The organism is Sedimenticola selenatireducens DSM 17993 (assembly GCF_000428045.1).
GTDB lineage: Bacteria > Pseudomonadota > Gammaproteobacteria > Chromatiales > Chromatiaceae > Sedimenticola > Sedimenticola selenatireducens.
This window is the reverse complement of the sequence record NZ_ATZE01000010.1, coordinates 101,370-125,077: the sequence shown is the minus strand read 5'-3', so window position 1 is coordinate 125,077 and position 23,708 is coordinate 101,370. Positions and strand designations below refer to the sequence as shown.

Sequence of the window (23,708 nt, the reverse complement as noted above, 5' to 3'; positions counted from 1 at the left end):
GGGTCAGGCAAGGCGATGTGCCCGTAGGAGGCCCGCCCCGGGCCGATTCCAGGCAGGCGTTCCTGCGACCTGCTACACCCCCAGATACTGCTTGTGCAGTTCCGGGTTCTCCAGCAGCTCCCGGGAGCGCCCGTGATAGACCACCTCACCCTTGTTGATGATGTAGTTGCGGTCACAGATCGGCAGCAGCGCGTTGATGTCCTTGTCCACAATAATGGAGGCGATGCCGGTCGACTTGATGTGTCGGATTACCACCCAGATCTCCAGGCGGATCAGCGGGGCCAGCCCCTCGGTCGCTTCGTCCAGGATGATCAGGTCCGGGTTGGTCATCAGGGCGCGGGCGATGGTCAGCATCTGCTGTTCACCGCCGGATAGCTGGTTGCCCATGTTGGTGAGCCGTTGGCCCAGTCGCGGGAACAGCTCCAGCACCCGGTCCAGATTCCATTCGTCGCGGCCATCCGGGCCGGTACGGGCCGCCATGGTGAGATTCTCCAGCACGCTCAGATTGGGGAAGATGCCGCGGTCCTCGGGCACGAAGGCGATCCCCTGGCGAATCACCTGATGGGTGTTGAGCCGGGTGGATTCCTTGCCGCGAATGGTAATGCGTCCCCGGCGTGGCGGTGTCAGGCCAATGAGTGAACGCAGGGTCGTGGTCTTGCCCATACCGTTTCGCCCCATCAGACTGACCGTCTCACCGGCTTCGATGGAGAGGTCGATACCGCGCAGGATGTGGCTGTCGCCATAATAGGTGTGCAGCCCCTCGGCCTGCAGCAGTGGTGTGGCGGAACTCGTACTCATGCCGCATCCTCCTCGTCATGACCCAGATAGGCGTCCTGAACCGCCTGACTGTTACGTATCTGTTCAACGCTGCCGGTCTCCAGCTCCGCCCCGTCCACCATCACCGTGATGCGGTCGGCCAGAGAGAAGACGGCGTCCATATCATGTTCGATCAGGATCAGAGTTTGCTCCTTGGCCAGCTCTTTCAGTAGTGCGGTGACCTGTTGCGACTCTTCCGTGCCCATGCCGGCCAGCGGCTCATCCAGCAGCAGCAGCTCCGGTTCGGTGGCCAACATCATGGCAATCTCCAGTTGGCGTTGCTCGCCATAACTCATGGTGCCGGCGATCTGGTTGCGCTTGTTGGAGAGGCCGCAGAGTTGCAGCGCGTGATCGGCCCGCCGGTGCACCATCCGCAGGTGCTTGGCTGGACGAAAAAAACGCATCGAGGTGATGAGGCAGGACTGGGCACCGATCCAGCAGTTCTGCAGGCAGGAGAAGCCCGGCAGGATATTGGTTTTCTGGAAGCTGCGGCCGATTCCGATGCGGGAGACCTTCTCCGGGCGCGCATCGGTGATGTCGTAACCCTTGAACAGAATGCGCCCGCTACTGGGCAGCAGCTCTCCCGACAGCAGGTTGATCAGGGTGGTTTTACCCGCGCCGTTGGGGCCCAGGATAGCGTGCACCTTGCCCCGCTCGAATTCCAGCGAGACATCGTCGGTCGCCTTGAGGCCACCGAAATTTTTGCACAGGTGTTCGGTGCGCAGGATGATCTCGGACATTAACCCTCCCTCCCGCTGTTCTCTCTGGAGAAGAAACGGTTGCTGATACTGTAAATAAGTCCGGCGATGCCGTTGGGCAGGAACAACACCACGAAAATGATAATACCGCCCATAATCAGCTTCCAGTGCTCGGTGAAGTTGGGCAGAAAATCCTGCAGCAACACCACGATAAAGGTGCCGATGACAGGCCCGAACAGGGTCCCCATGCCGCCCAGAATTACCATCATGATGGCCATGCCCGACTCATGCCAGCCGAGATAGGCGGGGGTGATGAAGCTGGTGTGCGCCGCTTCCAGGAAGCCGGCCAGTCCGGCGATGGTGCCGGCGATGACGAAGCTGACCAGCTTGTAGTGGGGGGTGGAGTAACCGAGTGCCCGGACCCGCTGCTCGTTGGCTTTGATGGCGATCAGCACATGGCCGAACGGGGCGCGCAGGATCATGCTGAGGAACAGATAGACACCTACCAGCCAGGCCAGCACGAAGTAATAGAAGTCATGTTCATTGTCCAGATCCACCAGTTGCCGTGTGGCCAGGGTGATCTCCGGTTTGTTCATCATGAAAATGCCATCGTCCCCGCCGAAGCGAGGCGACTCGAAGAAAAAGTAGAAGAACATCTGGGCGAAGGCCAGAGTCAGCATGATGAAATAGATGCCCGATGTGCGGATACAGAGCCAGCCTACCAGCAGCGCCGCCAACCCGGTCAGGGATAGCGTCAGGGTCAGGGACCACCAGTAGTTGATGTGCTCCAGGTCGCCGAACAGGATCGCCAGCAGATAGGCGCCGATGCCGAAAAAAGCCGCGTGACCGAAACTGACCAGGCCGGTGAATCCGATCAGCAGATCCAGGCTGATGGTGAAGATCGAGAGGATCATGATCTTGGTCACCAGCCCGGTGTAAAAGGCGCTGCCGACCATCGGAAACAGCAGCAGCAGCGCCAGACAGAGGCAGAGGAAGATAATAATGGGACGTGTAACGGTATGCATGGGTGACCTCGTCTAGACCTTGCCGAACAGCCCCTGCGGGCGCCAGAACAGAACCGCGGCCATCAGTGTGTAGACCACCATGCTCGCCATTTCAGGTAACAGTACCTTGCCAAAGGTGTCGGCCAGACCAATCAGCAGGGCGCCGATAAAAGCCCCCTTGATCGAACCGATACCACCGATCACCACCACCACAAAGGAGATGATCAGGATGTTGTCGCCGATGCCCGGGTAGACCGTGTTGACCGGCGCCGCCAGCATGCCGGCGAAGGCGGCCAGGGCGGCGCCCATGCTGAATACGATGGCGAACAGCCAGTTGATGTTGATGCCCAACGCCTGCACCATCTCCCGGTTGCTCGCGCCGGCACGGATGGTCATGCCCAGGCGGGTCTTCTGAATCACCCAGTACATGACGGCCGCCAGTAAAATACAGGTGGCGGAGATAAACAGCCGGTAGACCGGGTAGGCCTGGTTGTCGGTTAGCTGCACCGAACCTCTCAGCAGTTCAGGGATCGGCACGCTATGCACATCATTGCCCCACAAGATGCTCTGCAGTTCATTGGCTATCAGGATCAGCGCATAGGTGAGCAGCACCTGATAGAGATGGTCGCGCCGGTACAGGTAGGAGATTGCCAGTCGCTCCACCGCGTAGCCGACCAGAATGCTCAGCGGGATGGCCAGCAGGATACCGGTGAACAGATTGCCGGTGATACCGGTCAGCCAGTAACAGAGGTAGGCGCCGACCATGTAGAAGGCGCCATGTGCCAGGTTGATAATGCCCATGATACCGAAGATCAGGGTCAGTCCACTGGCCATCAGAAACAGCAGGAATCCGTACTGGATGCCGTTCAGCAGCTGGATGAAATAGAAAGAACTCTCCATGGGGCCTCGGGAAATCAGTGTGAGGTCAGGTATGCCCGGCGGCAGTTCGCCGCCAGGCAACAAGGGCCGTACAAGGCCGGTTAGCGATCAGCCGATTTTGCACCCTTCGGCCGGGTCTTCCACCGCTTTCTGCACGGTACGGATGACCTGATTCTGGCCGTTGACCACTTCACGCAGGTAGATGTCCTGGATCGGGTTGTGCGCCTTGGAGAAGGTGAACTTGCCGCGCGGGCTGTCGATGGTGGCACTCTCCATCGCCTTGATCATCTCTGCCTTGGCCCTGACATCCCCCTCCACGGCGGCCATACCCTGGACCAGCAGGTCACCGGCGTCATAGCCCTGTACAGCGTAGACATCGGCCTGGTTGCCGGTTGCCTTCAGGAACGCCTCACGGAATCGGTGGTTGGCCGGCAGGTCGAGCGTGTCGGCGTAGTGCAGCGTGGTGCGAACGCCTTCGGCCGCTTCGCCCTGGGCTCCGGTCACACCCTCGGTGAGGAAGCCCGCACCGTACAGCGGAATGCTCTTGTGCAGTCCTGCAGCGGCATAATCCTTGACAAATTTCACCGCGCCGCCACCGGCATAGAAGGTGAATACCGCGTCCGGTTTCAAGGCGGCCACTTCGGTCAGATAGGCCTGGAACTCCACCTTGGGGAAGGGGGTGGGAATCTCCTTGACGATATTGCCGCCACCGGCCAGAAACGACTGCTTGAAGGCTGCCGCGGTCTCCTTGCCGAAGCCGTAGTTCCAGTACATCAGCACCACGTTTTTGTGGCCGTCCTCCAGCATGGCAGTGCCGCCCGGGAAGCCGGGCTGATAGCTGGAGAAGGAGGTGCGGAAGATGTTGGGTGCGCAGAGCGCTCCGGTGAGACCGTTGGCGCCGGCGTTGGGGATTACCGCAATCACATCGGTGTTGCGCGCCGCCTTGACCATTGCCATGCCGACCACGGAGTGGACCGGTCCGATCAGGAAGTCCACCTGCTCCTTTTTCAGCAGCTTGTTGGTCAGTTCCGGCGCCTTGGGAGGAGAGGCTTCGCTGTCGATATTGATATATTCCACTTCGCGCCCGCCCAGCTTGCCGCCGGCCTCGTTGATGCGCAGTTGCAGGGCATCCTTGATGTTGGCGCCGAGCTTGGCATAGGTGCCGGTGTAGGGTAGCAGAATGCCGACCTTCACCTTGGCGGTGTTGCCGATGGCAAACCGGGTGGGGATGAGACTGGATGCCGTCACCAATCCAGCCGCCGCCGCACCACCCTTGATAATGTCACGCCGGCTGATGCCGGTTTTTTTCTGATCACTCATCTGCTTCTCCTCTCTATGATTATCATCAGCGCAAAAGATGCTTTTGTGCCTGTGTTCGCGTGCTCGGGTTACCCCGTCCACGCCATGTCACGCTTGGTTTTCAGTGTCTGTTGATTGCCTCACGCCATGTTTTGGTGATTGTTTGATACCCGGTGATGTTCGGGAATCATAGGGCGGGCTGTGCCCGCCCTATGGCCTTGGCCGATTGCTTATGAGTCGTCCAGCTTCCGCAGCTCAAAGCGTTTAATCTTGCCGGTGGCGGTCTTGGGCAACTCGTCGATGAACTCGAGCCAGCGGGGGTACTTGTACGGGGCCAGGGTGTTCTTCACGTACAGCTTGATCTCTTCGGCCAGTTCGTCGCTCGGTTGCTGGCCGGCCTTCAGTACCACATAGGCCTTGGGTTTGACCAGGTCCTCGGCATCGGTGGCGGCCACCACGGCGCACTCCAGTACCGCCGGGTGGGAGATGATGCAGGCCTCCACCTCAACCGGTGAAAGCCAGATGCCGCCTACCTTGAGCATATCGTCGGTGCGTCCCGCATAGAAAAACAGGCCATTCTCATCCATGAAGAACTTGTCCCCGGTGTTGAACCAGGGGCCGAGCATGGTCTGGCGGGTCTTCTCCCGTTTGTTCCAGTAATAGGCCGCGGCACTGCCGCTATTCACCAGCAGGGTGCCGACCTCGCCCTGTGGTACCTCCTCCATGTTTTCGTCGACGATCTTCGCCTCGTGGCCCGGCACCAGTCGCCCGGTGCTGCCGGGATGGATATCGCCCGGGTAGTTGGAGATGAAGATGTGCACCAGTTCAGTGGAGCCGATGCCGTCCAGGATGTCGACGCCGAAGCGCTCTTTCCAGCGCTTCAGGATGTCCGCCGGCAGTGCCTCACCGGCCGAGACGCAGATACGTACCCCGTCCAGCGACCCCTCGGCGTCCAGCATGGAGGCGTAGAGCGTGGGCACGCCATAGAAAATGGTCGGCCGCTGCTCCTTGATGGTCCGGTAGACCGCCTCAGGGGTGGGCCGGTCCGGCATATAGACTGCGGTGGCGCCGACGCTGAACGGGAAGTAGAGGCCGTTACCCAGTCCATAGGCAAAAAACAGCTTGGCGGCGGAGAAGCAGACGTCCCCCTCCTTTACGCCCAGTACCTGTTTTCCGTAGGTCTCGCAGGAGTAGACCATGTCTCGCTGCAGATGCACCGTGCCCTTGGGCTGGCCGGTGGAGCCTGAGCTGTAGAGCCAGAAACAGGCGTCATCCGGGGTAGTGGGTGCCGCTTCCATCTGGTCCGGCTGGTCCGCCCAGAGGCTGTCGAGTGCCAGATCACCGGCCGGCGCCTCACCATTGACCACGATGATGTGCTGTACAAAGCGCAGCTTGTTGCGTATCGGTTCCAGGCTCGGTAGCAGGTGGGCGTCGATCACCAGCACCCGGGCGCGGCTGTCATTGAGGAAATATTCATAATCCTTGGGGCGCATCAGGGTGTTGAGACAGATAGGGACGGCGCCCAGCTTGATCGAGCCGAAGAATGCCTGGGGGTAGAGCTCGGTGTCCAACATCAGCAGAGCGACGCGCTCCTCCATGCGAACGCCGAGATGGTTCAGGGTATTGCCGAAGCGATTGACTCCCGCCTGGACGTCGGCATAGCTGAGGCTGGTGCTGCCGCAGCGCACGGCGGTCTTGTCACCCCGGCCCTCCCGGACGTTTCTATCCACAAAATAGTCCGCGGCATTAAAGGTCCCGGGTAAATCGAGTTCAAGGGTCATCACATCTCTCCGTCACTTAAATATAGATAGACTTCCGATCTTTGGAGTGTAGGCCTTAATCCGCCGTCGGCACTGGTGACCGGTTTATCACCTTGGTATTACAAGGGTTGTGCCAACCTGGAGCAACGACGGAAAATGATGGGGTTATTTGAATAATGTATTGATATTTCAGTGAAAAAACCACCAGGATTGTAGGTATTTCTGGGGCGGCGGAAACTGAATCGGCTATCCGGTGTAAAAAAAACGGTTTTGGTGTAAAAAATACGTTGTTCCGGATGGGGGCCTGAATGAGGCGGTTCCGCGAAGGCATGGCTCTCCCACCACCCGGCCAGCCCGTGGCCTGCGGATGGGTAGAGGGGCGGCACTGGTGGTGACCGTCAGATTGGTGAAGCCCTGCTGTCGCAGATACTGTTCAAATGGGGTGTTCTGCTGCACGGCGATAGCGCTCATCTGGCGTGCCTGATCAAGGTCCGCGTTGTCCGTTCAGTGGGACGAAGACCTGGTGAATTGGCGCCGCTTCAACGGCCCAGTCGAAGTGGGGTTCCCGTTCAGTGGTACGGGTGAGCGGTGAGGATCGGCTGCAGAGGCGATGTTATGCCTTGGCCGGTAATACCACCACCCCGTCTTCATCGGCATAGAGCCAGTCGCCGGGGCGGAAGGTGACCAGGGCAAAGGTAACCGGTACTTCGGCTTCGCCGGCACCTTTTTTTACGCTCTTCTTTGGGATGGTGGCGAGTGCCTTGACCCCGATCGGCATCTCCGAGATCTCCCGGGCATCGCGAATGCAGCCGTACATCAACACCCCGGCCCAGCCGTTATCCACGCCTTTTTGCGCCAGGATATCCCCCAGCATGGCGCAGCGCATGGAGCCGCCGGCATCCACCACCAGAACCCGGCCGTTACCCGGTTTACCCAACAGTTCCCTTACCAGCGAATTGTCTTCATGACACTTGATGGTGACTATTTGACCACTGAAGCGGATGTGGCCGCCGTAATCCCTGAAAATCGGTTCGCAGACCTGGATCGCCGCTTCATGTTCGTCATAAATATCCGCAGTCTTTTCCAGGGTGGTAGGTGCCTGAGTCATCTTTTTTTCTCCTGTGAGTAAAAACGGCCACACCCTTGCGGGTGTGACCGATCGTGCAGTCAGGCCAGGGGTTTAACCTTCGAACTGCTCTTCCTCGGTAGAACCGGTCAATGCCGTGACGGAAGATGCGCCACCCTGGATGGTGGTGGTGACGTCGTCGAAGTAGCCGACGCCTACTTCCTGCTGGTGGGAGACGAAGGTGTAACCCTTGTCGCGGGCCGCGAATTCGGGCTCCTGGACCTTCTCCACGTAGTGCTTCATGCCTTCGCCGCGGGCATAGTCATAGGCCAGGTCGAACATGTTGTACCACATGTTGTGGATGCCGGCCAAAGTGATGAATTGGTACTTGTAGCCCATGTCGGACAGCTCATCCTGGAACTTGGCGATGGTGGCATCATCCAGGTTCTTCTTCCAGTTGAACGAGGGCGAGCAGTTGTAGGCCAGCAGTTTGCCGGGGTTTTTCTCCAGCACCGCCTCGGCAAATTCGCGGGCGAAACCGAGATCCGGAGTACCGGTTTCACACCAGACGAGGTCAGCATAGGGGGCATAGGCGACACCGCGGGAGATGGCCTGCTCCAGGCCGTTCTTCACGTTGTAGAAGCCTTCCGGGGTGCGCTCGCCGGTGACAAAGGGTTTGTCATTGGGATCGAAGTCGGAGGTCAGCAGGGTGGCTGCCTCTGCATCGGTACGCGCCAGCAGCAGGGTGGGGACGCCGCAGACGTCGGCGGCCAGACGGGCCGCAATCAGTTTCTGTACCGCTTCCTGGGTCGGTACCAGTACCTTGCCGCCCATGTGACCGCACTTCTTGACAGCTGCCAGCTGATCTTCGAAATGTACGCCGGCCGCGCCGTTGGCGATCATGTTCTTCATCAGCTCAAAGGCGTTCAGGACGCCGCCAAAACCGGCCTCGGCATCCGCCACGATCGGCAGGAAGTAGTCGATATAACCCTGATCCTCCGGGCCGGTGCCACGGGACCACTGAATCTCATCGGCACGCTTGAACGCGTTGTTGATACGACGCACCATGGTCGGTACCGAGTCATAGGCATACAGTGACTGGTCGGGATACATGGTCTCGGAGGTATTGCCGTCGGCAGCTACCTGCCAGCCGGAGAGGTAGATTGCTTCAATGCCCGCTTTTGCCTGCTGCATCGCCTGACCGCCGGTGATGGCGCCCATGCAGTTGACGTAGCCTTTCTTGGCGCTGCCGTGGACCAGATCCCACAGTTTATCGGCGCCGCGCTTGGCGTAGGTGTATTCCGGCTGGACCGACCCGCGCAGACGGACCACATCCTCTGCCGAATAGCCGCGCTTGACGGTTTTCCAGCGGGGATTCTCTGCCCAGTCTTTTTCCAAGGCTTCAATCTGTTGTTTACGGTTCATAGGACAATCTCCTTCAGTATTGCTGTCATCAAACCTCCTCCGTTCAATCGTTCCTCCGGGTGGAGGAGGGACTTACGGTTTTGGTTATGTGGTTATATCAGGCCAGCGTTTGGTATGCGGGCAGTGTAAGGAACTCAACAAAGCGGTCATTGGCGACAATGTCGCTGAACAGGTCGGCTGCCGCCGGGTAGTGGCTGGCTGCAAATGCCTCATCCCCCACTCCCTGGCGGATCTGCTCCAGTTCTTGCGCAACGCCCTCGCTGAATAGCTCGAAGGTGATGTTGCGTCCATCTTCCATGATCCCTTTGGGGTAGCGTACCCACTGCCAGATCTGGGCTCTGGCGATCTCGGCGGTGGCGGCGTCTTCCATCAAGCTATGCACCGGTACGGCCCCCCGGCCGTCCAGCCAGGCGGCCAGGTAACGCAGGCCTATACTGATGTTGTCGCTGAGGCCGGCCTGGCTGATCAGTCCCTGCGGAATCTGCAGCAGATCGGCTTCCCTCACGGTCAGTTCGTTCAGCTGGCGGTCAAGCTGGTTCGGCTGCGGCATGACCCGGTCGAACACGGCTTTCGCCACCGCCACCAGTCCGGGATGAGCCACCCAGGTGCCATCATGGCCATCGGTCGCCTCGCGCTCCTTGTCGCTGCGGACCTTCTCCCGGACATCGATGTCGGCGGTGGGGTCATCCGTGATCTGTGCGGCCATGCTGCCAATGGCGTGTGCGCCACGTCGATGACAGGTCTTGATCAGCAGTTGTGAACAGGCCCGTAAAAAGCCGGACTCCATGGTGATTTGGCTGCGCTCCGGGAATACCCACTCGGGATTGGCGTGGAATCTCTTGATAAAACTGAAGATATAATCCCAGCGACCACAGTTTAGTCCAACCGCGTAATCCCGCAAGGTATAGAGCATCTCCTCCATCTCGAACGCCGCCGGCAGGGTCTCGATCAGCACGGTGCAGCAGATGCTGCCGTGATTCAGGCCCAGGCTCTCTTCGGCATAGGCGAATACATCGGCCCAGAGCTGCGCCTCGATATAACTCTCCAGCTTGGGCAGATAGAAATAGGGGCCGCTACCCTGCTCATGCAGTTGTACACCGTTGTGGAAGATGAACAGGCCAAAGTCGAACAGACTGGCGGACGCCGGCTGACCATCCACATGCAGATGCTTCTCTTCCATGTGCCAGCCACGGGGCCGCATCCACAGGGTGGCCCGCTGAGGGTTCAGTCGGTACTGTTCCCCTTCCGGACTCTGGTAGTCGAGACGACCCCTGATAGCGTCATACAGGTTGATCTGGCCTTCAACAGTGCCGCTCCAGGTCGGTGAGTGCGCGTCTTCGAAATCGGCCACGAAACCGTTGGCACCGGAATTGAGGGCGGTGATGACCTCCTTGCGATCTGCTGCGCCGGTGGTGATCTCCACGCGGCGGTCCTGCAGGTCGGCAGGTGCTTTTTTTACCTGCCAGTTTGCTGCCCTGAGCTCGGCGGTCTCCACCCTGAAACCGGGTAACTCACCCTTGTTGAGGCGTGATTGCCGATCCGCACGGAGACCCAGCAACTGTTTACGCCGCTTTCCGAAGCGCCGCTCAAGTTCAGCGATAAACTGGAGTGCTTCTGGAACGAGTATCCGGTGGTGATTTTCAGCCAGTGGTGCGTTGACTCGAATGCGCTGGCTGGATGCATCGGTACTGAGCTGAGTAGCTGTCATTTCCGGTATCTCCCAGGATGCTTATTAGGAAAATACCCGAGAATTCAGGTAAAACCTTAGTAATAACAAGCAAATAGATATATCAACGGCATAGAGCATACGCAATTGTGAAGTATTAAGAACGATAAATACTTTAATCCTTTGTATTGAAATTCTTTATGCTGCGTTGCAGAAGAAAATGGGGTAGTAATAATTCTTTAATGTGGCATGCTCTTAATGATTTCGGGCCGCATCTATCAGGAGTAGGGGTACATGACAGATCTCGCGCAGCAGCTTGCCCGCACCATATTTACCGGCTTCGAGCGCCACTTCTCCTTTTTTCAGGAGATCACCCGGCAGGTACGGCAGGGCTTTGAGCAGGCGGACTGGGAGGCAATTCGCCAGGCCTCGGTGGACCGGATCAGCTTCTATGACCGGCGTGTGCAAGAGGCGATCAGCAAGGTCCGTTCCACCTTCGATGTCTCCCATGTGGACGATGCCCTGTGGCAACAGGTGAAGACCCAGTACCAGCAGTTCCTGGTCAATTACCGGCGCCCGGAGCTGGCCGAGACGTTTTACAACTCGGTGTTCTGCAAGATGTTCGATCGCCAGTACTTCGACAATGACAAGATTTTTATCGAGTCCGGGGTGGATCGGGAGGAGCTGACCCGGCGGGATCGGGTCTTCATGTCGTTCCATTTGAAAGACGGCGGCCTGGAGACTTGCCTGCGCGAAATCCTCTCCGGCTTCTATTTCAGAATCCCCTATCAGGATATGGAGCGGGATATCGCCCATGTCGCCGATGCCTTCAGGCGGCGTTCCGCCTTTGGCCAGCTGCCCGATGACGGTTTGCGCATCGATGTGCTGGAGGCGCCTTTTTATCGTAACAAGGCGGCCTATCTGATTGGCCGGGTAGTGAGTGATCAGGGAGTGCAACCGCTGGTGTTGCCTCTGCTGAACTACCAGGGAAGCATTTTTGTAGACAGTCTGCTCACCTCCAATGAGGAGGTGGAGGCGCTGTTCAGTTTTGCCCGCGCCTATTTCATGGCAAATAATTCGATTCCGGCGGCCACGGTCAGCTTTCTGCAGAGCATCATGCCCAACAAACCGCTGGCAGAGCTCTACATGAGTATCGGTTTTCACAAGCAGGCCAAGAATGAGTTTTACCGGGACCTGCTGAGCCATCTCAAGGACAGCAATGACCGCTTTATTGTCGCCCCGGGTGTCCGGGGGCTGGTGATGATGGTGTTCACGCTCCCCTCCTATCCGTTCGTCTTCAAGGTGATCCGGGACCGCTTTGCCCCGCAGAAGAACATCACCCATGCCCAGGTAAAGGAGCGCTACCTGCAGGTCAAGTTGCATGATCGGGTGGGACGGATGGCGGACACCCTGGAGTTCTCCAAGACCGCCTTTCCCCGGGACCGTATCGACCCGGAGCTGATGGCGGAATTGGAGGAGTCGATACCGTCCCAACTGGAGATGGACGGAGACAACGTCATTATCAACCACCTCTATATCGAGCATCGTATGATACCGCTGGATATCTGTCTGGCCGAGGGCTCACCAGAGACGGTGCGAACGATGCTGGATGACTGGGGGCTGGCCATCAAGCAGCTGATGGCGGCGGACATTTTCCCCGGTGATTTGCTGTTCAAGAATTTTGGCGTGACGCACCAGGGTAAGGTGGTGTTCTATGATTACGATGAGATCACCCGGATGACCGAGTGCAATTTCCGACAGATCCCGCCGCCGCGCACCCCCGAGGATGAGATGAGCAGCGAACCCTGGTATTCAGTGGCCGATGACGATGTGTTTCCGGAGGAGTTTCTCACCTTCCTCAGCGCCAGCCCGCTGATCCGCAAAACACTGCTTGAATTGCATCCGGATCTGTTTGATGCACATTACTGGCAGCAGCGGCAACTGGATATTGGTCGTGGCATCCATGCCGATGTGTTTCCCTATCCGCAGGATATCCGCTTTATCAACCTGCACCGCGAGGCGTTTGAGAAGTCCGCCGCCACCGCGTAAGCGCGTGGCACGGTTTTCAGGCTCACCGGCACCCTAAAGGTATTGGCCTTGTAGGGTGCCGCACCAATTCACTTCATTCAATCGAGCGCCTTCTGCATGGCAGCCAGCGCCACGCCCTGATTGATATCGGCCCCCATGTCGGAGAGTACCGCCTCCAGGGCGCCGACACAGAGCAGGATGTTCTCGGCACGGCTGGCGTGTCCCATCAGACCGATGCGCCACACCTTGCCCGCTAGGGCGCCGAGGCCGGCGCCGATCTCCAGGTTATATTCATTCAGCAGGCGGCCACGCACTGTGGCGTCATCCACGCCTTGTGGAATCGAGACGGCGTTGAGCTGGGGCAGGCGGTCCGCTTCATTGACAATGAAGGTCAGCCCCATCGCCTCCAGGCCGGCACGCAGCGCCAGGTGGTTTTTCCGGTGGCGCGCCCAGGCGTTCTCCAGCCCCTCCTCCTGCAGCATCAGCAGTGCCTCATGCAAACCGTACAGGGCGTTGATCGGCGCGGTGTGATGGTAGGCCCGCTTGGTGCCGCCACCCCAGTAGCCCATCACCAGATTCAGATCCATGAACCAGCTCTGCACCTTCTGTTTGCGGCTGCGGATCTTCTCCAGCGCGCGCTCGCTAAAGCTCACCGGCGACAGGCCGGGGGTACAGGATAGGCATTTCTGGGTGCCGGAGTAGATGGCGTCAATGGCCCACTCGTCCACCTTGACCGGTGTGCCGCCCAGTGAGGTAACTGTATCCACGATGGTCAGGCAGTCATGCTGGTGGGCCAGCTTGACCAGGCTTTCGGCATCCGACTGGGCGCCGGTGGAGGTCTCGGCATGTACAAAGGCGACGATGGTGGCGTCCGGGTTGGCCTTCAGGGCTGCTTCCAGCTTGTTCGCGTCGACCGCTTCGCCCCAGGTGTCCTCGACCATGATGGCGGTACCGCCACAGCGCTCCACGTTCTCTTTCATGCGCCCGCCGAATACGCCGTTCTGGCACACGATGACCTGGTCACCCGGTTCCACCAGGTTGGCGAAACAGGTCTCCATACCGGCAGAGCCGGGGGCGGAGACCGGCATGGTCAGCTCGTTTTTGGTCTGGAAGGCATATTGGAGCAGCGTCTTCACCTCCTCCATCATCTGAATGAAAGCGGGGTCCAGGTGGCCGATGGTTGGCCGTGACATCGCTTCCAGAATACGCGGATGGACATCGGAAGGGCCGGGGCCCATCAGGGTGCGAACAGGGGGGTTGAAGGGGCGAAATTGCATATCGGTAATCCTGGCTGATTATTTGAATCGGTGGCGATATCCGGGGGAGTATCGTCCATAGTCAATAAATCGCGAAACCGCGAGCGAACTGCATTCTAACCGAAACCGCCCGGCGCGGAAGCCCCGACGGGGAAAAGTATCCGTGGAGTTTATCGGGGATTATGTGTCGGGTTCACCTGCTTGAGCCACCAGTCGAACAGGTTGTCGGACATCTGCCGCATGGCTGTCAGTTTTTGCGGCAAGTCCTGCAAAATGGCGTTGTGGTCCTGGCGGCAAAGGGTGGGATTGTCGACGCAGGCCTCATAGCGGGCCACCCATTCGCGGACGATCTCCTCGGTGACCTCCGGATGAAACTGGACCGCCAGGCAGCCCCGGTACAGGAAGCCCTGGTTGCCGATACAACCGCCGCTGAACAGGGGCACGGCCCCGGCGGGCAGGGTAAAAGTATCTTCGTGCCACTCAAAGGCGGTGAACTGTGCCGGTATCGGATTGCCGTTAAACAGTTGCCGGCCCTGCTCGGTGATCGTGACCGGATGCCAGCCGATCTGCATGGTGGAGGCCGTGAATACCTCGCCGCCGAACGCCTTGCTGATCAGTTGACCGCCAAAGCAGATACCGAACACCGGGATGTTCCGCTCTGCGCAGTCGCGCACCAGTCTTATCTCCCGTTCAATCCAGGCTTGATCGCTGTTGACGCTCACCGGGGCGCCCAGCAGTACCAGGCCGGACAAACGGTCTGGTGAGGGTAGCGGTTCACCTGATTCGATGCTGAACCGCTGATAGGGCAGCCGGTGCCGGTCCAGGTATTCGCACAGATAGCCAGGGCGGCTGCAGGCGACGTGGCTGATAATGAGCAGGGGTTTCATGAATTCATTGACATCTGTATTGCGGTTGGCTGCCGGGTATGAGGGCGGCATCATTCAGAGCTTGTCCGATAAGCCGCATCATAACAACCTGCCGCGGATGTGGGTATAGGGAGCCGGTCACCCCGCCTGACGGGGCAGCTCTATTCATCTCTCCATGAGTAGATCCTTGCGCTCAGACCACTCCCCATCGCCCCGTCATACAGCCTGACACAATGATTGCCCAGCATGGCATATTCAATTCACCGGTTGAGTGCGGCGCGGTGCCTCCCCCCAACAGTTGTGCTGGGCGCTTCGGTCATAGTCTCCCCCCGTCAGGTGCAACTTTTAAGATGAACCACGCCGCCCGGTTGGGCATAGGTAGCGTTACCGAATAGTAACGACAGCGGGCGGCAATGCGGTGGGTCAGGCCTTTTGGGGTCGTACATCGGGTCTGTTTGTCACTTGCCCGGGGAGGGGGGGTGGCGTCCGTTACGAGAGGGTAACATCTGCCCGTTATCGGGGTGGCGCGTAAAAAAACCATGTAAATCAACAAGTAATGAATGAGTATAAAGGCGCCCGTTACCGATCTGTAACCCTCCTGGGGTAAAGGGATTGGCAAATGGCCGTGTATGGGTGCGGCTGTTGTATAAATTATTATAAATAACAATAAGTTAAAAAACACACTAAAAAACTGTGGTATGGATCATGCTGAAGTGTCTTCTGTCAAGAACGGTGCCGCAAAGCAGACAAGAATGGCCTGAAAGGTTCCTGACAGCAGTCGGTTTTTTGCCGCATCAACACAAAAACTTAAGGAGGATATCCCATGCCCGTTGGTCTTCAGACTGAACCATCCCTGGGCGTGCCCGGTAAAAAACGTTGGGCCATGGTCGTCGACCTGCGTCGATGTATCGGTTGCATGGCTTGCGTTTGTGCAGACAAGGCTGAATACGATGTGCCGCTTGGTGTATGGCGCACTACTGTAAAGGTCAAGGATACCGGTCATTACCCAAACACCAAGCGTCATTTCATGCCCCGCTTGTGCAACCATTGCGACAATCCCCCCTGCGTCCGTAACTGCCCGACCCAGGCGACTTACAAGCATGAGGACGGGTTTGTATTGCAGCGTTATGAACGCTGCATCTCCTGCCGCACCTGTATTGCGGCCTGCCCCTACAATGCGCGCCACGTGCTGCCGAAAAACCGGGACCGGGTGAAGATCGGCGGCGTGGTGGACAAGTGCACTTTTTGCAATCACCGCGTTGAAAAGGGCCTGGCGCCCGCCTGTGTACAGACCTGCCTGGGCCGTTCGCGCATCTTCGGCGATCTGAACGACCCCAACAGCGAGGTCTCGCGCCTGGTGGCCCGGCACAAGACGGTGGTGCTGAAGCCGGATAAGGGTACCCGTCCGCAGGTGTACTACATCAAGCCGGATCGTGCCCAGACCGAGCAGGTGTTCAGCGCGCCGCAATCCTATGCTGCTCGCTCCGATGCGCAGGCGTTCTACCAGCGCAACCGGGGCAGCAAGTTCTTTTCAGGTGTTCTATAGGGGAATGCATCATGTTTGAGTACATGGACTACAACATCGCCCCCTGGGGGCACGAAATCGTCATCTACTTCTTCCTGATCGGCGCCGCCGGTATGACCTTTGTCTACGCCGCGGCACCCGTGGTATTCGGCAATGTTTTTGGCGGTGCGGCGAAGTCGATGGAGCCGTTCCAGAGGGTCGGCCTGATCGCCTCCCTGGTACTGCTGGCCATCTGCGGACCGCTGCTGATCGTGGATCTTGGCCAGCCGGCCAGGTTCCTCTACCCGATTCTCTATTTCCACTGGACCTCGCCGCTCTCCTGGGGCTCGCTGTTCCTGCCGCTGTTCGGTCTTTGTATTGTCGGTTTTTATTACGGATCGATAAAGGATAACCAGGGCCTGATGCGCTGGACCGGTATCCTGGGTTCCTTGTTGGCACTCTCCATGCCGCTCTATACCGGCCTCGATCTGATGGTGAACCAGACCCGGGAACTGTGGAGCAACCCGACCATCCCGCTGCTGTTCGTAATTCTATCCATGAGTTCCGGTACCGCGGTGGTGGCGGTCATCCAGCTGCTGCGCGGTCAACTTGACCAGCGGGCTGCCGAGTTTCTGCACGCGTTTCTCTACCTCTCCCTGGCGGTCACCTTCGCCCTGTTCCTGGCCGAGTGGGTGGTGCTCAACTACGGCACCGGCGAGAAGCAGCAGGCGTGGGAGATCATCAATCAGCAGTTTGCCTTCAAGTACTGGGGGATGACCTTCCTGATCGGGATCCTGGCGCCGCTGGTGCTGGTCGCCATACCGAAGTTGGGTCGTGATCCAAAAATACTGACCCTGGCGGCGGTGCTGAGCGCGGTGGGTGCTTACAGCTTCAGGGAAGTGCTGATCTATGCCGGTCAGCTCACCCAGATCAATTTCTGAGGAGACAAAGATGAGTGACTCTATAAAATTCACCCGCCGCGATTTTATCAAGTTCGGCGGCGCGGTGGGGACTGCGGCCGGCGCCCTGGGCCTGACCAGCAGTCGCCTGGTCGCCATGGAGCAGGAGCTGGGAGGCAAGGACTACTCGCCGACCACCGGTGCGGAACGCCAGGCGGTGCCCTATACCTGCATGGCCTGCAATATCGAGGACGGCGGTGTCGCCTATGTGGAGAACGGCCGTATCGTCAAGCTGGAAGGCAACATGGATCACCCGAACACCCGTGGCAAGCTGTGCGCCAAGGGCAACTCCGGCTTCCTGCATGTCTACGATCCGGACCGCATCATGACGCCGCTACTGCGCACCGGCAAGCGGGGCGAGGGCAAGTGGAAGCGTATCTCCTACGACGAGGCCACCACCCTGCTAGCCAGCAAACTGCGCGAGGTGATCGATCGTGCCAACGCCGAGCACAAGCCGGAAATTCTCAACGAGATGGTGTTCAAGTGGGGGCGTGATCGTACCGGCGGCGCCGTGGGCCGCTTTATGCACGCCCTCGGCTCCAACACCATGCTCAACCACACCAATATCTGCGAATCCTCCAAGAAGGTCGGGCTGGAGCCCACTTGGGGGCCGGATATTGAGTCGTGTGACTGGGCCAACACCAAGTACATCCTCAACTTCGGCTCCAATGTGCTGGAGACCGCCTACTTCATGAATCCCAATGCCCAGCGGCTGGTGGACGGTGTGGTCGGCAACAAGGCAAAGCTGGTGAGCTTCGACGTGCGCATGTCCAACACCTCGGGCTTCGCCGACGAGGCCTACTTCCCCTACCCGGGGACCGATGGCGCCATCGCCCTGGCCATGGCCCACGTAATCATGAATGAGGGTCTGTACGATGCCGACTTCATTGATAACTGGACCAACGTCAGCGCCCGGCAGTTGATCGATCACCTGAAGCCCTACACGCCGGAGTTTGCCGAGGAGGAGTCGGGAATGGCGGCCAAGGACATTCGGCGCATCGCCCGCGAGTTCGCCACCACCAAGCCGGCCACCACCTTCTCCTACCGGGGGCCCTGCAAGCATGTCTGGGGTTCCTACCAGGAAGCAGCCATCAACATGCTGAATGTGATCACCGGCAACGTGGAGAAGAAAGGGGGGTACTGCCTGCCGCGTGGCATGGGCTGGCCGCAGCCGCAGCCGGTACCGCCCAAGGGCAAGACAGCCAGCGTAATCGCCGCGCCGCCACTCTATCCGCTGGCCTCGCATCATGTATCGACGCATGCCCCCTACATGATCAAGAAGGGCGAGGCCAAGGTGTCGGTCTGGATGACCTACTATGACAATCCGGTCTACACCTATCCGTCGAGTCATGTCTGGAAGGAGATGCTGAGCGACGAAAACACGGTGCCCTTCTATGCATCCTTCAGCCCCTACATGTCGGAGAGTACCGAGCTGGCGGATCTGATCATTCCCGATGTCACCTACCTGGAACGGCACGATCCCGAGTCGATGCCCGGCGGGCTCTATCCCTGCCTCTCCATCCGGCAGCCGGTGATCAAACCGCTGGGCGGCACCCAGGAGTTCCGCCAGACGCTGATCGATGTGATCCGCAAGGTTGATCCGGATGGCGCCCTGGGAATCAAGAAATACTTCGCCTTCAACAGCGTCGAGGATTGGATGCGGGCCCACTTCGATGCGATTCCGGGCCTCAAGGAGGATGGCGGCTGGGACTTCATGAAGAAGAAAGGGGTCTGGCCCATCTATGGCGAGGTGGACAAGGAGACCGCCAAGATCGTGGACAAGAACGGTAACGAGGTGGAGCCCGATTACGGTCTCTACACCAAGGAGCTTTCCGCGTCCGACATGGCCGGTGCCGAGGTCGATAACGACGGCACCATCAAGAAGGACGGGCAGGCGATCGGTGTGCAGGTCAACGGCCGGAACATGGTCGGCTTCGGCACCCCCTCGCGGCGCATGGAAATCTACAAGGAGAGCTACCGCAAGTACGGCTTCAACCCGTTGCCGGTCTACAAGCGCCTGCCTTCCCGGGACAAGAAGCCGGATGAACTGGTGCTCACCACCTACAAGGTGAATGTGCACACCCAGAGCCGGACCGCTTCGCTGAAATACCTGGCCGAGCTCTATCACAAGAATCCGGCCTGGATCAATCCGAAGACGGCGGCGGCGCGCGGACTCTCCGACGGGGACCTGATCCGGGTCACCTCTCCGCTGGGTTATATCGTGACTCGTGCCCACGTCACCGAGGGAATCCATCCGGATGTGGTGGCCATCTCCACCGCTTGCGGCCACAGTGCATACGGACGTCTGGCGCAGCTGAAACAGCGTGAGCAGGCTGCCGATTACATGCAGGGCGGGGATGCGGATATCGCCAACAATGTCTGGTGGAACGACAAGGGAGTGCATCCCAATCCGATCATCCGCCTGGCGGTGGATCCGATCGGCGGTTCCCAGGGCTGGTATGACACGGTGGTCACCGTCGCCAAGGCCCAGCCCGGGGACAAATACGGTGATACCGATGTCAGCGTCGAGGCCTCGATGAAGGATTACGAGGAGACCCTGCGCTACGCCTATACCGGCGACATCCACCGTGCCAAGCACAAAGAGGTGGATATCGACTGGAACAGCCTCCCGGAACCGGAGCTGCATGGCGGCGGCCACTAACCTGCCACACCCCCGGTGTCCCGGATGCCGGGGGTGTACTTGCTGACTGGGAGGAGAAGAGATGCAGACAACAACGACTATGGCATCGGAAGCAATAATGGAAAACGGTTTTGAACAAGAGCAGGTGGATGAGACGCAGGCCCTGGCCGGGCTGTTCGGCTTTCTGGCACGCTGTCTCGAAGAGGAGGCGGACGCGGCTCTGATCGACCTGATCCGCGGCGAACTGCGCGGGCCGCTGGCCGCGGCCGGCCTGGGATTTGACGAGGATTTTTACCACACCCCGACCGCGACCCTGGTGGAGGCCCTGGCCGAGGAGTATACCGGGCTGTTCGTGGCGCCGGGCTGTGTCAGCCCTTACGCCTCGGTCGTCGAGACCGGTTGCATGTTCAAGGAGCCGGCGGATCGCGCCGCGGCGGCCTATCGCCATGCCGGCCTGGATTATCGCAACCGCCTGAGCGGGGAGTTCCCTGATCATATCGGCACCATGCTCGGGTTTTATGCCTTTCTGGCCGAAGCCGAGGCGACCGCACGGCTTGCCGGAGATAACGAACGGGCCGAACAGTACCGGACACAGCGTGAGACCTTCCTGCTGGAGCAGCTGGCCGAGTGGGCGCCGGGCTGGTGTCGACGCGCCGCCGAAGCGGCGTTGCTGCCGTTCTATAAAAGGTTGCTGGAGATGGCAGAACAGGCGCTCTGGTCGGAACTGGAGCAGCGGGTAGAACGACGGCGTCTGCGCGAACTGGCGGAGCTGAACCGGCGTGAGCCCAAGCGCCTGGACTACGACGCCGATTTCCGCAAGGCCTCCGGACTATGAGCAGAAACGACCCGCGGGTGTTGCTGGTTGAGGCCTCCGGTCGCGGATTCCTCAGCCACTACAGCCACGCTCTGGCGCTGGGCCTGCAGCGGGCCGGGATCGAGACCCAGCTGCTGACCGGCCGGCGCGACGAATTGGGCGACTGGGCGGTGCCGTTTCACAAGCAGGCCTGCCTGGACGGCGGTTGGCGCGGCTGGCGCTGTGTGCGTCGGCAGGTTATCGAAACCCGTCCCGACATCGTCCACCTGCAGTGGGTTGACAATCCCTTCCGGGCCCTGCGCTTCGTGCGCTGGGCGCACAAACAGGGGGTGCGGGTGGTGTATACCCCGCACAATATCCTGCCCCATGAAAAGCGCTGGCTGCTGATGCCCGCCTACCGGTTGTTGTACCGCATGATTGATCGGGTGGTGGCGCGTGACGCACACCTGGCCTGGGCCCTGGAGGAGCTGCTGGATACGCCGGGGGAACGGTTGATGCTACTGCCCGGCAGTCCCAACTTTCTGGCGCTGCAGGCGCTGGAATGCCAGGCTGATTCGCCTGCTCCGAAAAAAGTGGCGGGTGAGCGTCGACTGTTGTTCTTCGGCCACGGCTGCCGGCGCAAGGGACTGGACCGTTTGCTGGAAACCGTGGCCGGCAACCACTGGCCCGGGACGGTACATCTGGTGGTGGCGGGCGAGGGTGTGCTGGGCGGTATATCGGAGGCGTTGCTTGACGCCGCCAGCCGTGCCGCCCGCATCACCCTGATCGACCGCTATGTGGCACCCCGGGAGGTCGCCGCCCTGTTCCGGGATGCCGATCTGCTGCTGATGCCCTATGTCAAGCAGTGCAAGAGTCCGCTGCTCGATCTGGCCGCCGCGCTGCGTCTGCCGGTGCTGCGCTCCGACCGGGTGCAGGGCGCCGAATTTCGTGAAGGCATACACGGTTGTACTTTCGCCCATGATGATCACGCGGCCATGGAGCGCCGCCTGAAGCAGACCCGCTGGCTGGTCGGGGTGAGGGACAGGCTCGCGGCCATGGATGATCCCCTTGCGTCTATCGACCGGCTTGCCGAGGACCACCGGCAGCTCTACCTGAAAGTCCGCTCGGAGTGTCTGCCGGGTGGTGAGGCGTATCGGCTTCCAGCCTTTCCGGCGCCGCTTTCGGAGGTTTGAACCCGCCATGCATAAGCAACCAGATACAGAACTCCGGTACCAACTTGAGACAGGGATGTTTCACTTTTTTTGTTGGCCCGAGAGCACCATGAAGCCCGTAGGTTGGGGTGAGGAACGAACCCCAGCATCATGGCATGCAGGCATGAAACTCCGTTGGGGTTCGCGGGCTCACCCCAACCTACACAACTTCCATACAACATTGGGGGGTGCATAACATGGCGGGTGCCGGACAGACCGTGATCCTGATCGCGCACGAGCGCAAGCTGCCGGAGCTGATCAAACTGATCAAAAACCGCTTGGCGGTCTTCAGTGAGTATCGCCTGCTTGCCACCAGCGAGACCGGGGAGGCCATAGAGCGTGAACTGGGCCTGGAAGTCACTCACCTCTTCTCTGGAAAAAAAGGTGGTGAGATCCAGCTCTGCGGTCTGGTTTGTACCAATACGATCCGGGCGGTCTATTTTATTCGCGACCCGGAGACCCCGGCTGCCGACGAACCGGATATCACGCCCTTCTACCGGGTCTGTGATCTGAACAACGTGCCGCTGGCGACCAACATGGTCAGCGCCGTCGCCCTGACCTACTGGCTGGGGCGTAAGATCGCCGCCGCGCCGGCGGCTGATGAATCCAGGGAGAAAGCGGCATGCGAATGACCACGTCCGAACAGGCCGACGGTTACCTGAGGCTATCCGAAATGATCGTCGAGGAAGAGCTGTGCATCAACTTGCGCGGCCGCCTGGAGCACTGCTCCCGTTGCCGCGATGTCTGTCCCTCCGATGCTCTGCGGCTGTCGGCAGATGCCGTGGATCTGGACCAGCAGAAGTGCACCGGTTGCAACAGTTGCCTGCCCAGCTGTCCGGCTGGTGCCCTGCGCTCCAGCGGTTTTGTACCGGAACGTTTTGTCTCCGCCCTGGCAGGGCGGCAGCGGGTCGATCTGCACTGCCGTGCCAGCACCGGCGCGGGCGGCGGTGTGGTGATCCCCTGCCATGCCGTGCTCGATGCGCGCCTGATCAGCGCGGCCCGGGCGGAGGGGGTGGAGATACTGGCCCTGCATGGACTGGATCACTGTGCCGAATGCCGTTACGGCGATGCCCGAGACGGGCTTCGCCAGGTTGCCGAGACCCTCGACGAATGGCTGGGCGAGGCGTCGCCGCTGCTGGATCTGGCCCCCGCTGACGGGGCGCGCAAGGCGGTGCGTGAGTACCAGGATCAACCCCACCTGAGTCGCCGCGCCTTCCTGCGCTTTGGTGGCGCCCAGGCGGTGACTCAGGCGGCGGAATGGATCGTTCCCGGCCTCCGCCCGGAGGAGGCGGACGCGGACGTGCTGCCTTTCTACCAGAGCAGTGTGTATCCGCAACGCACGGTCCAATACCAGGCGGTGCTGGCGAGTCGGATCGGCCGGGTACCCTGGCGTGATGACGCGCCGCTGCCCTGGACGCCACGTTCGGTCAATGCGCTGTGCAGTGGCTGCCTGGCCTGCGGCGAACGCTGTCCCACGGGTGCCCTGCAGGCCGCTGAGAGTGGCCAGGCACGGGAGCTGAGCTTCGATCCGCTGCTCTGCACTGACTGCCTGCTGTGTGAGCGCATCTGCCCCGAAGGGGCGATGGTGCCGCATTCCGCCCTCGCCCTGGAAGAGCTGGAGGCGGGCCGTTCGCGGTTAATCCACCTCCGCCAACGGCCTTGCGGTCGTTGCGGGACACCCTTTGTCCCGGAGCAGTCGGGACAAGAGAACTGCCGGATATGTGGCAATGAACAGGAGCTGGATGACGAGTGGCTCGACATGCTGTCCGGCTAGAGACGCGCAGGCAAAGGGATCGGAGATGGACTGGTTCGATCCATAACCTGTCCACTGTCTGTC

19 protein-coding genes are annotated in these 23,708 nt (G+C 59.9%); 8 read left to right on the top strand and 11 right to left on the bottom strand.

What is annotated here, in order from left to right:
• Positions 1-72 precede the first annotated feature (72 nt).
• From A3GO_RS0109335 to aceB, 9 genes are all read right to left on the bottom strand, one after another.
• A complete protein-coding gene (locus A3GO_RS0109335) occupies positions 73-798 on the bottom strand; it encodes an ABC transporter ATP-binding protein (protein ID WP_029133170.1) in 726 nt (241 codons plus the stop codon).
• Complete coding sequence (locus A3GO_RS0109330) at positions 795-1,556, bottom strand: ABC transporter ATP-binding protein (RefSeq protein WP_029133169.1); 762 nt, start codon at positions 1,554-1,556, stop codon at positions 795-797. Before A3GO_RS0109330 ends, A3GO_RS0109335 begins: the two co-directional genes overlap by 4 nt.
• Complete coding sequence (locus tag A3GO_RS23340) at positions 1,556-2,539, bottom strand: branched-chain amino acid ABC transporter permease (protein WP_051302069.1); 984 nt, start codon at positions 2,537-2,539, stop codon at positions 1,556-1,558. The genes A3GO_RS0109330 and A3GO_RS23340 overlap by 1 nt, the downstream gene beginning before the upstream one ends.
• A gap of 12 nt (positions 2,540-2,551) precedes the next feature.
• A complete protein-coding gene (locus tag A3GO_RS0109320) occupies positions 2,552-3,418 on the bottom strand; it encodes a branched-chain amino acid ABC transporter permease (RefSeq protein ID WP_029133168.1) in 867 nt (288 codons plus the stop codon).
• 87 nt (positions 3,419-3,505) lie between these two features.
• Positions 3,506-4,717, bottom strand: coding sequence for an ABC transporter substrate-binding protein (locus A3GO_RS0109315; protein ID WP_029133167.1), 1,212 nt, complete (start codon positions 4,715-4,717; stop codon positions 3,506-3,508).
• 209 nt (positions 4,718-4,926) lie between these two features.
• The gene (locus A3GO_RS0109310; RefSeq protein ID WP_029133166.1) at positions 4,927-6,477 is read right to left on the bottom strand and encodes a benzoate-CoA ligase family protein; all 1,551 of its coding nucleotides are present in this window, start codon (positions 6,475-6,477) and stop codon (positions 4,927-4,929) included.
• A 592-nt stretch (positions 6,478-7,069) separates the two neighbouring features.
• Positions 7,070-7,564: a ribonuclease E activity regulator RraA gene (rraA, locus tag A3GO_RS0109305; protein ID WP_029133165.1), complete on the bottom strand. Its 495-nt coding sequence runs from the start codon at positions 7,562-7,564 to the stop codon at positions 7,070-7,072.
• Positions 7,565-7,636: 72 nt separating this feature from the next.
• Positions 7,637-8,947 carry an isocitrate lyase gene (aceA, locus tag A3GO_RS0109300; RefSeq protein WP_029133164.1) on the bottom strand — a complete coding sequence of 437 codons (1,311 nt, stop codon included), beginning with the start codon at positions 8,945-8,947 and terminating at the stop codon, positions 7,637-7,639.
• 97 nt (positions 8,948-9,044) lie between these two features.
• The gene (aceB, locus tag A3GO_RS0109295) at positions 9,045-10,655 is read right to left on the bottom strand and encodes a malate synthase A (protein ID WP_084609970.1); all 1,611 of its coding nucleotides are present in this window, start codon (positions 10,653-10,655) and stop codon (positions 9,045-9,047) included.
• Positions 10,656-10,907: 252 nt separating this feature from the next.
• Here aceB and aceK point away from each other — a divergent pair, with 252 nt between their 5' ends.
• Entirely contained in the window at positions 10,908-12,662 is a 1,755-nt protein-coding gene (gene aceK, locus A3GO_RS0109290; RefSeq protein ID WP_029133162.1) for a bifunctional isocitrate dehydrogenase kinase/phosphatase, read from the top strand.
• 77 nt (positions 12,663-12,739) lie between these two features.
• On the opposite strand, the gene A3GO_RS0109285 is transcribed toward aceK, so the two are convergent.
• A complete protein-coding gene (locus A3GO_RS0109285) occupies positions 12,740-13,918 on the bottom strand; it encodes a pyridoxal-phosphate-dependent aminotransferase family protein (protein WP_029133161.1) in 1,179 nt (392 codons plus the stop codon).
• A gap of 149 nt (positions 13,919-14,067) precedes the next feature.
• Entirely contained in the window at positions 14,068-14,838 is a 771-nt protein-coding gene (locus tag A3GO_RS23335; protein ID WP_051302066.1) for a type 1 glutamine amidotransferase, read from the bottom strand.
• A 748-nt stretch (positions 14,839-15,586) separates the two neighbouring features.
• Here A3GO_RS23335 and A3GO_RS23330 point away from each other — a divergent pair.
• From A3GO_RS23330 to A3GO_RS0109245, 7 genes are all read left to right on the top strand, one after another.
• Complete coding sequence (locus A3GO_RS23330) at positions 15,587-16,309, top strand: 4Fe-4S dicluster domain-containing protein (protein WP_084609968.1); 723 nt, start codon at positions 15,587-15,589, stop codon at positions 16,307-16,309.
• An 11-nt stretch (positions 16,310-16,320) separates the two neighbouring features.
• Entirely contained in the window at positions 16,321-17,208 is an 888-nt protein-coding gene (gene nrfD / locus A3GO_RS0109270; protein ID WP_029133160.1) for an NrfD/PsrC family molybdoenzyme membrane anchor subunit, read from the top strand.
• A gap of 10 nt (positions 17,209-17,218) precedes the next feature.
• Entirely contained in the window at positions 17,219-19,888 is a 2,670-nt protein-coding gene (locus A3GO_RS0109265) for a molybdopterin-containing oxidoreductase family protein (RefSeq protein ID WP_037375027.1), read from the top strand.
• Between the two features lie 61 nt (positions 19,889-19,949).
• On the top strand, positions 19,950-20,702 hold the full coding sequence (locus tag A3GO_RS25310; protein ID WP_084609966.1) for a TorD/DmsD family molecular chaperone: 753 nt from the start codon (positions 19,950-19,952) through the stop codon (positions 20,700-20,702).
• A complete protein-coding gene (locus A3GO_RS0109255) occupies positions 20,699-21,853 on the top strand; it encodes a glycosyltransferase (RefSeq protein WP_029133158.1) in 1,155 nt (384 codons plus the stop codon). Before A3GO_RS25310 ends, A3GO_RS0109255 begins: the two co-directional genes overlap by 4 nt.
• 215 nt (positions 21,854-22,068) lie before the next feature.
• Entirely contained in the window at positions 22,069-22,503 is a 435-nt protein-coding gene (locus A3GO_RS0109250) for a methylglyoxal synthase (protein WP_037375025.1), read from the top strand.
• Positions 22,494-23,645 (top strand): 4Fe-4S binding protein, encoded by a 1,152-nt coding sequence (locus A3GO_RS0109245; RefSeq protein ID WP_084609964.1) that lies wholly within the window; start codon positions 22,494-22,496, stop codon positions 23,643-23,645. The genes A3GO_RS0109250 and A3GO_RS0109245 overlap by 10 nt, the downstream gene beginning before the upstream one ends.
• The last annotated feature ends 63 nt before the right edge of the window (positions 23,646-23,708 follow it).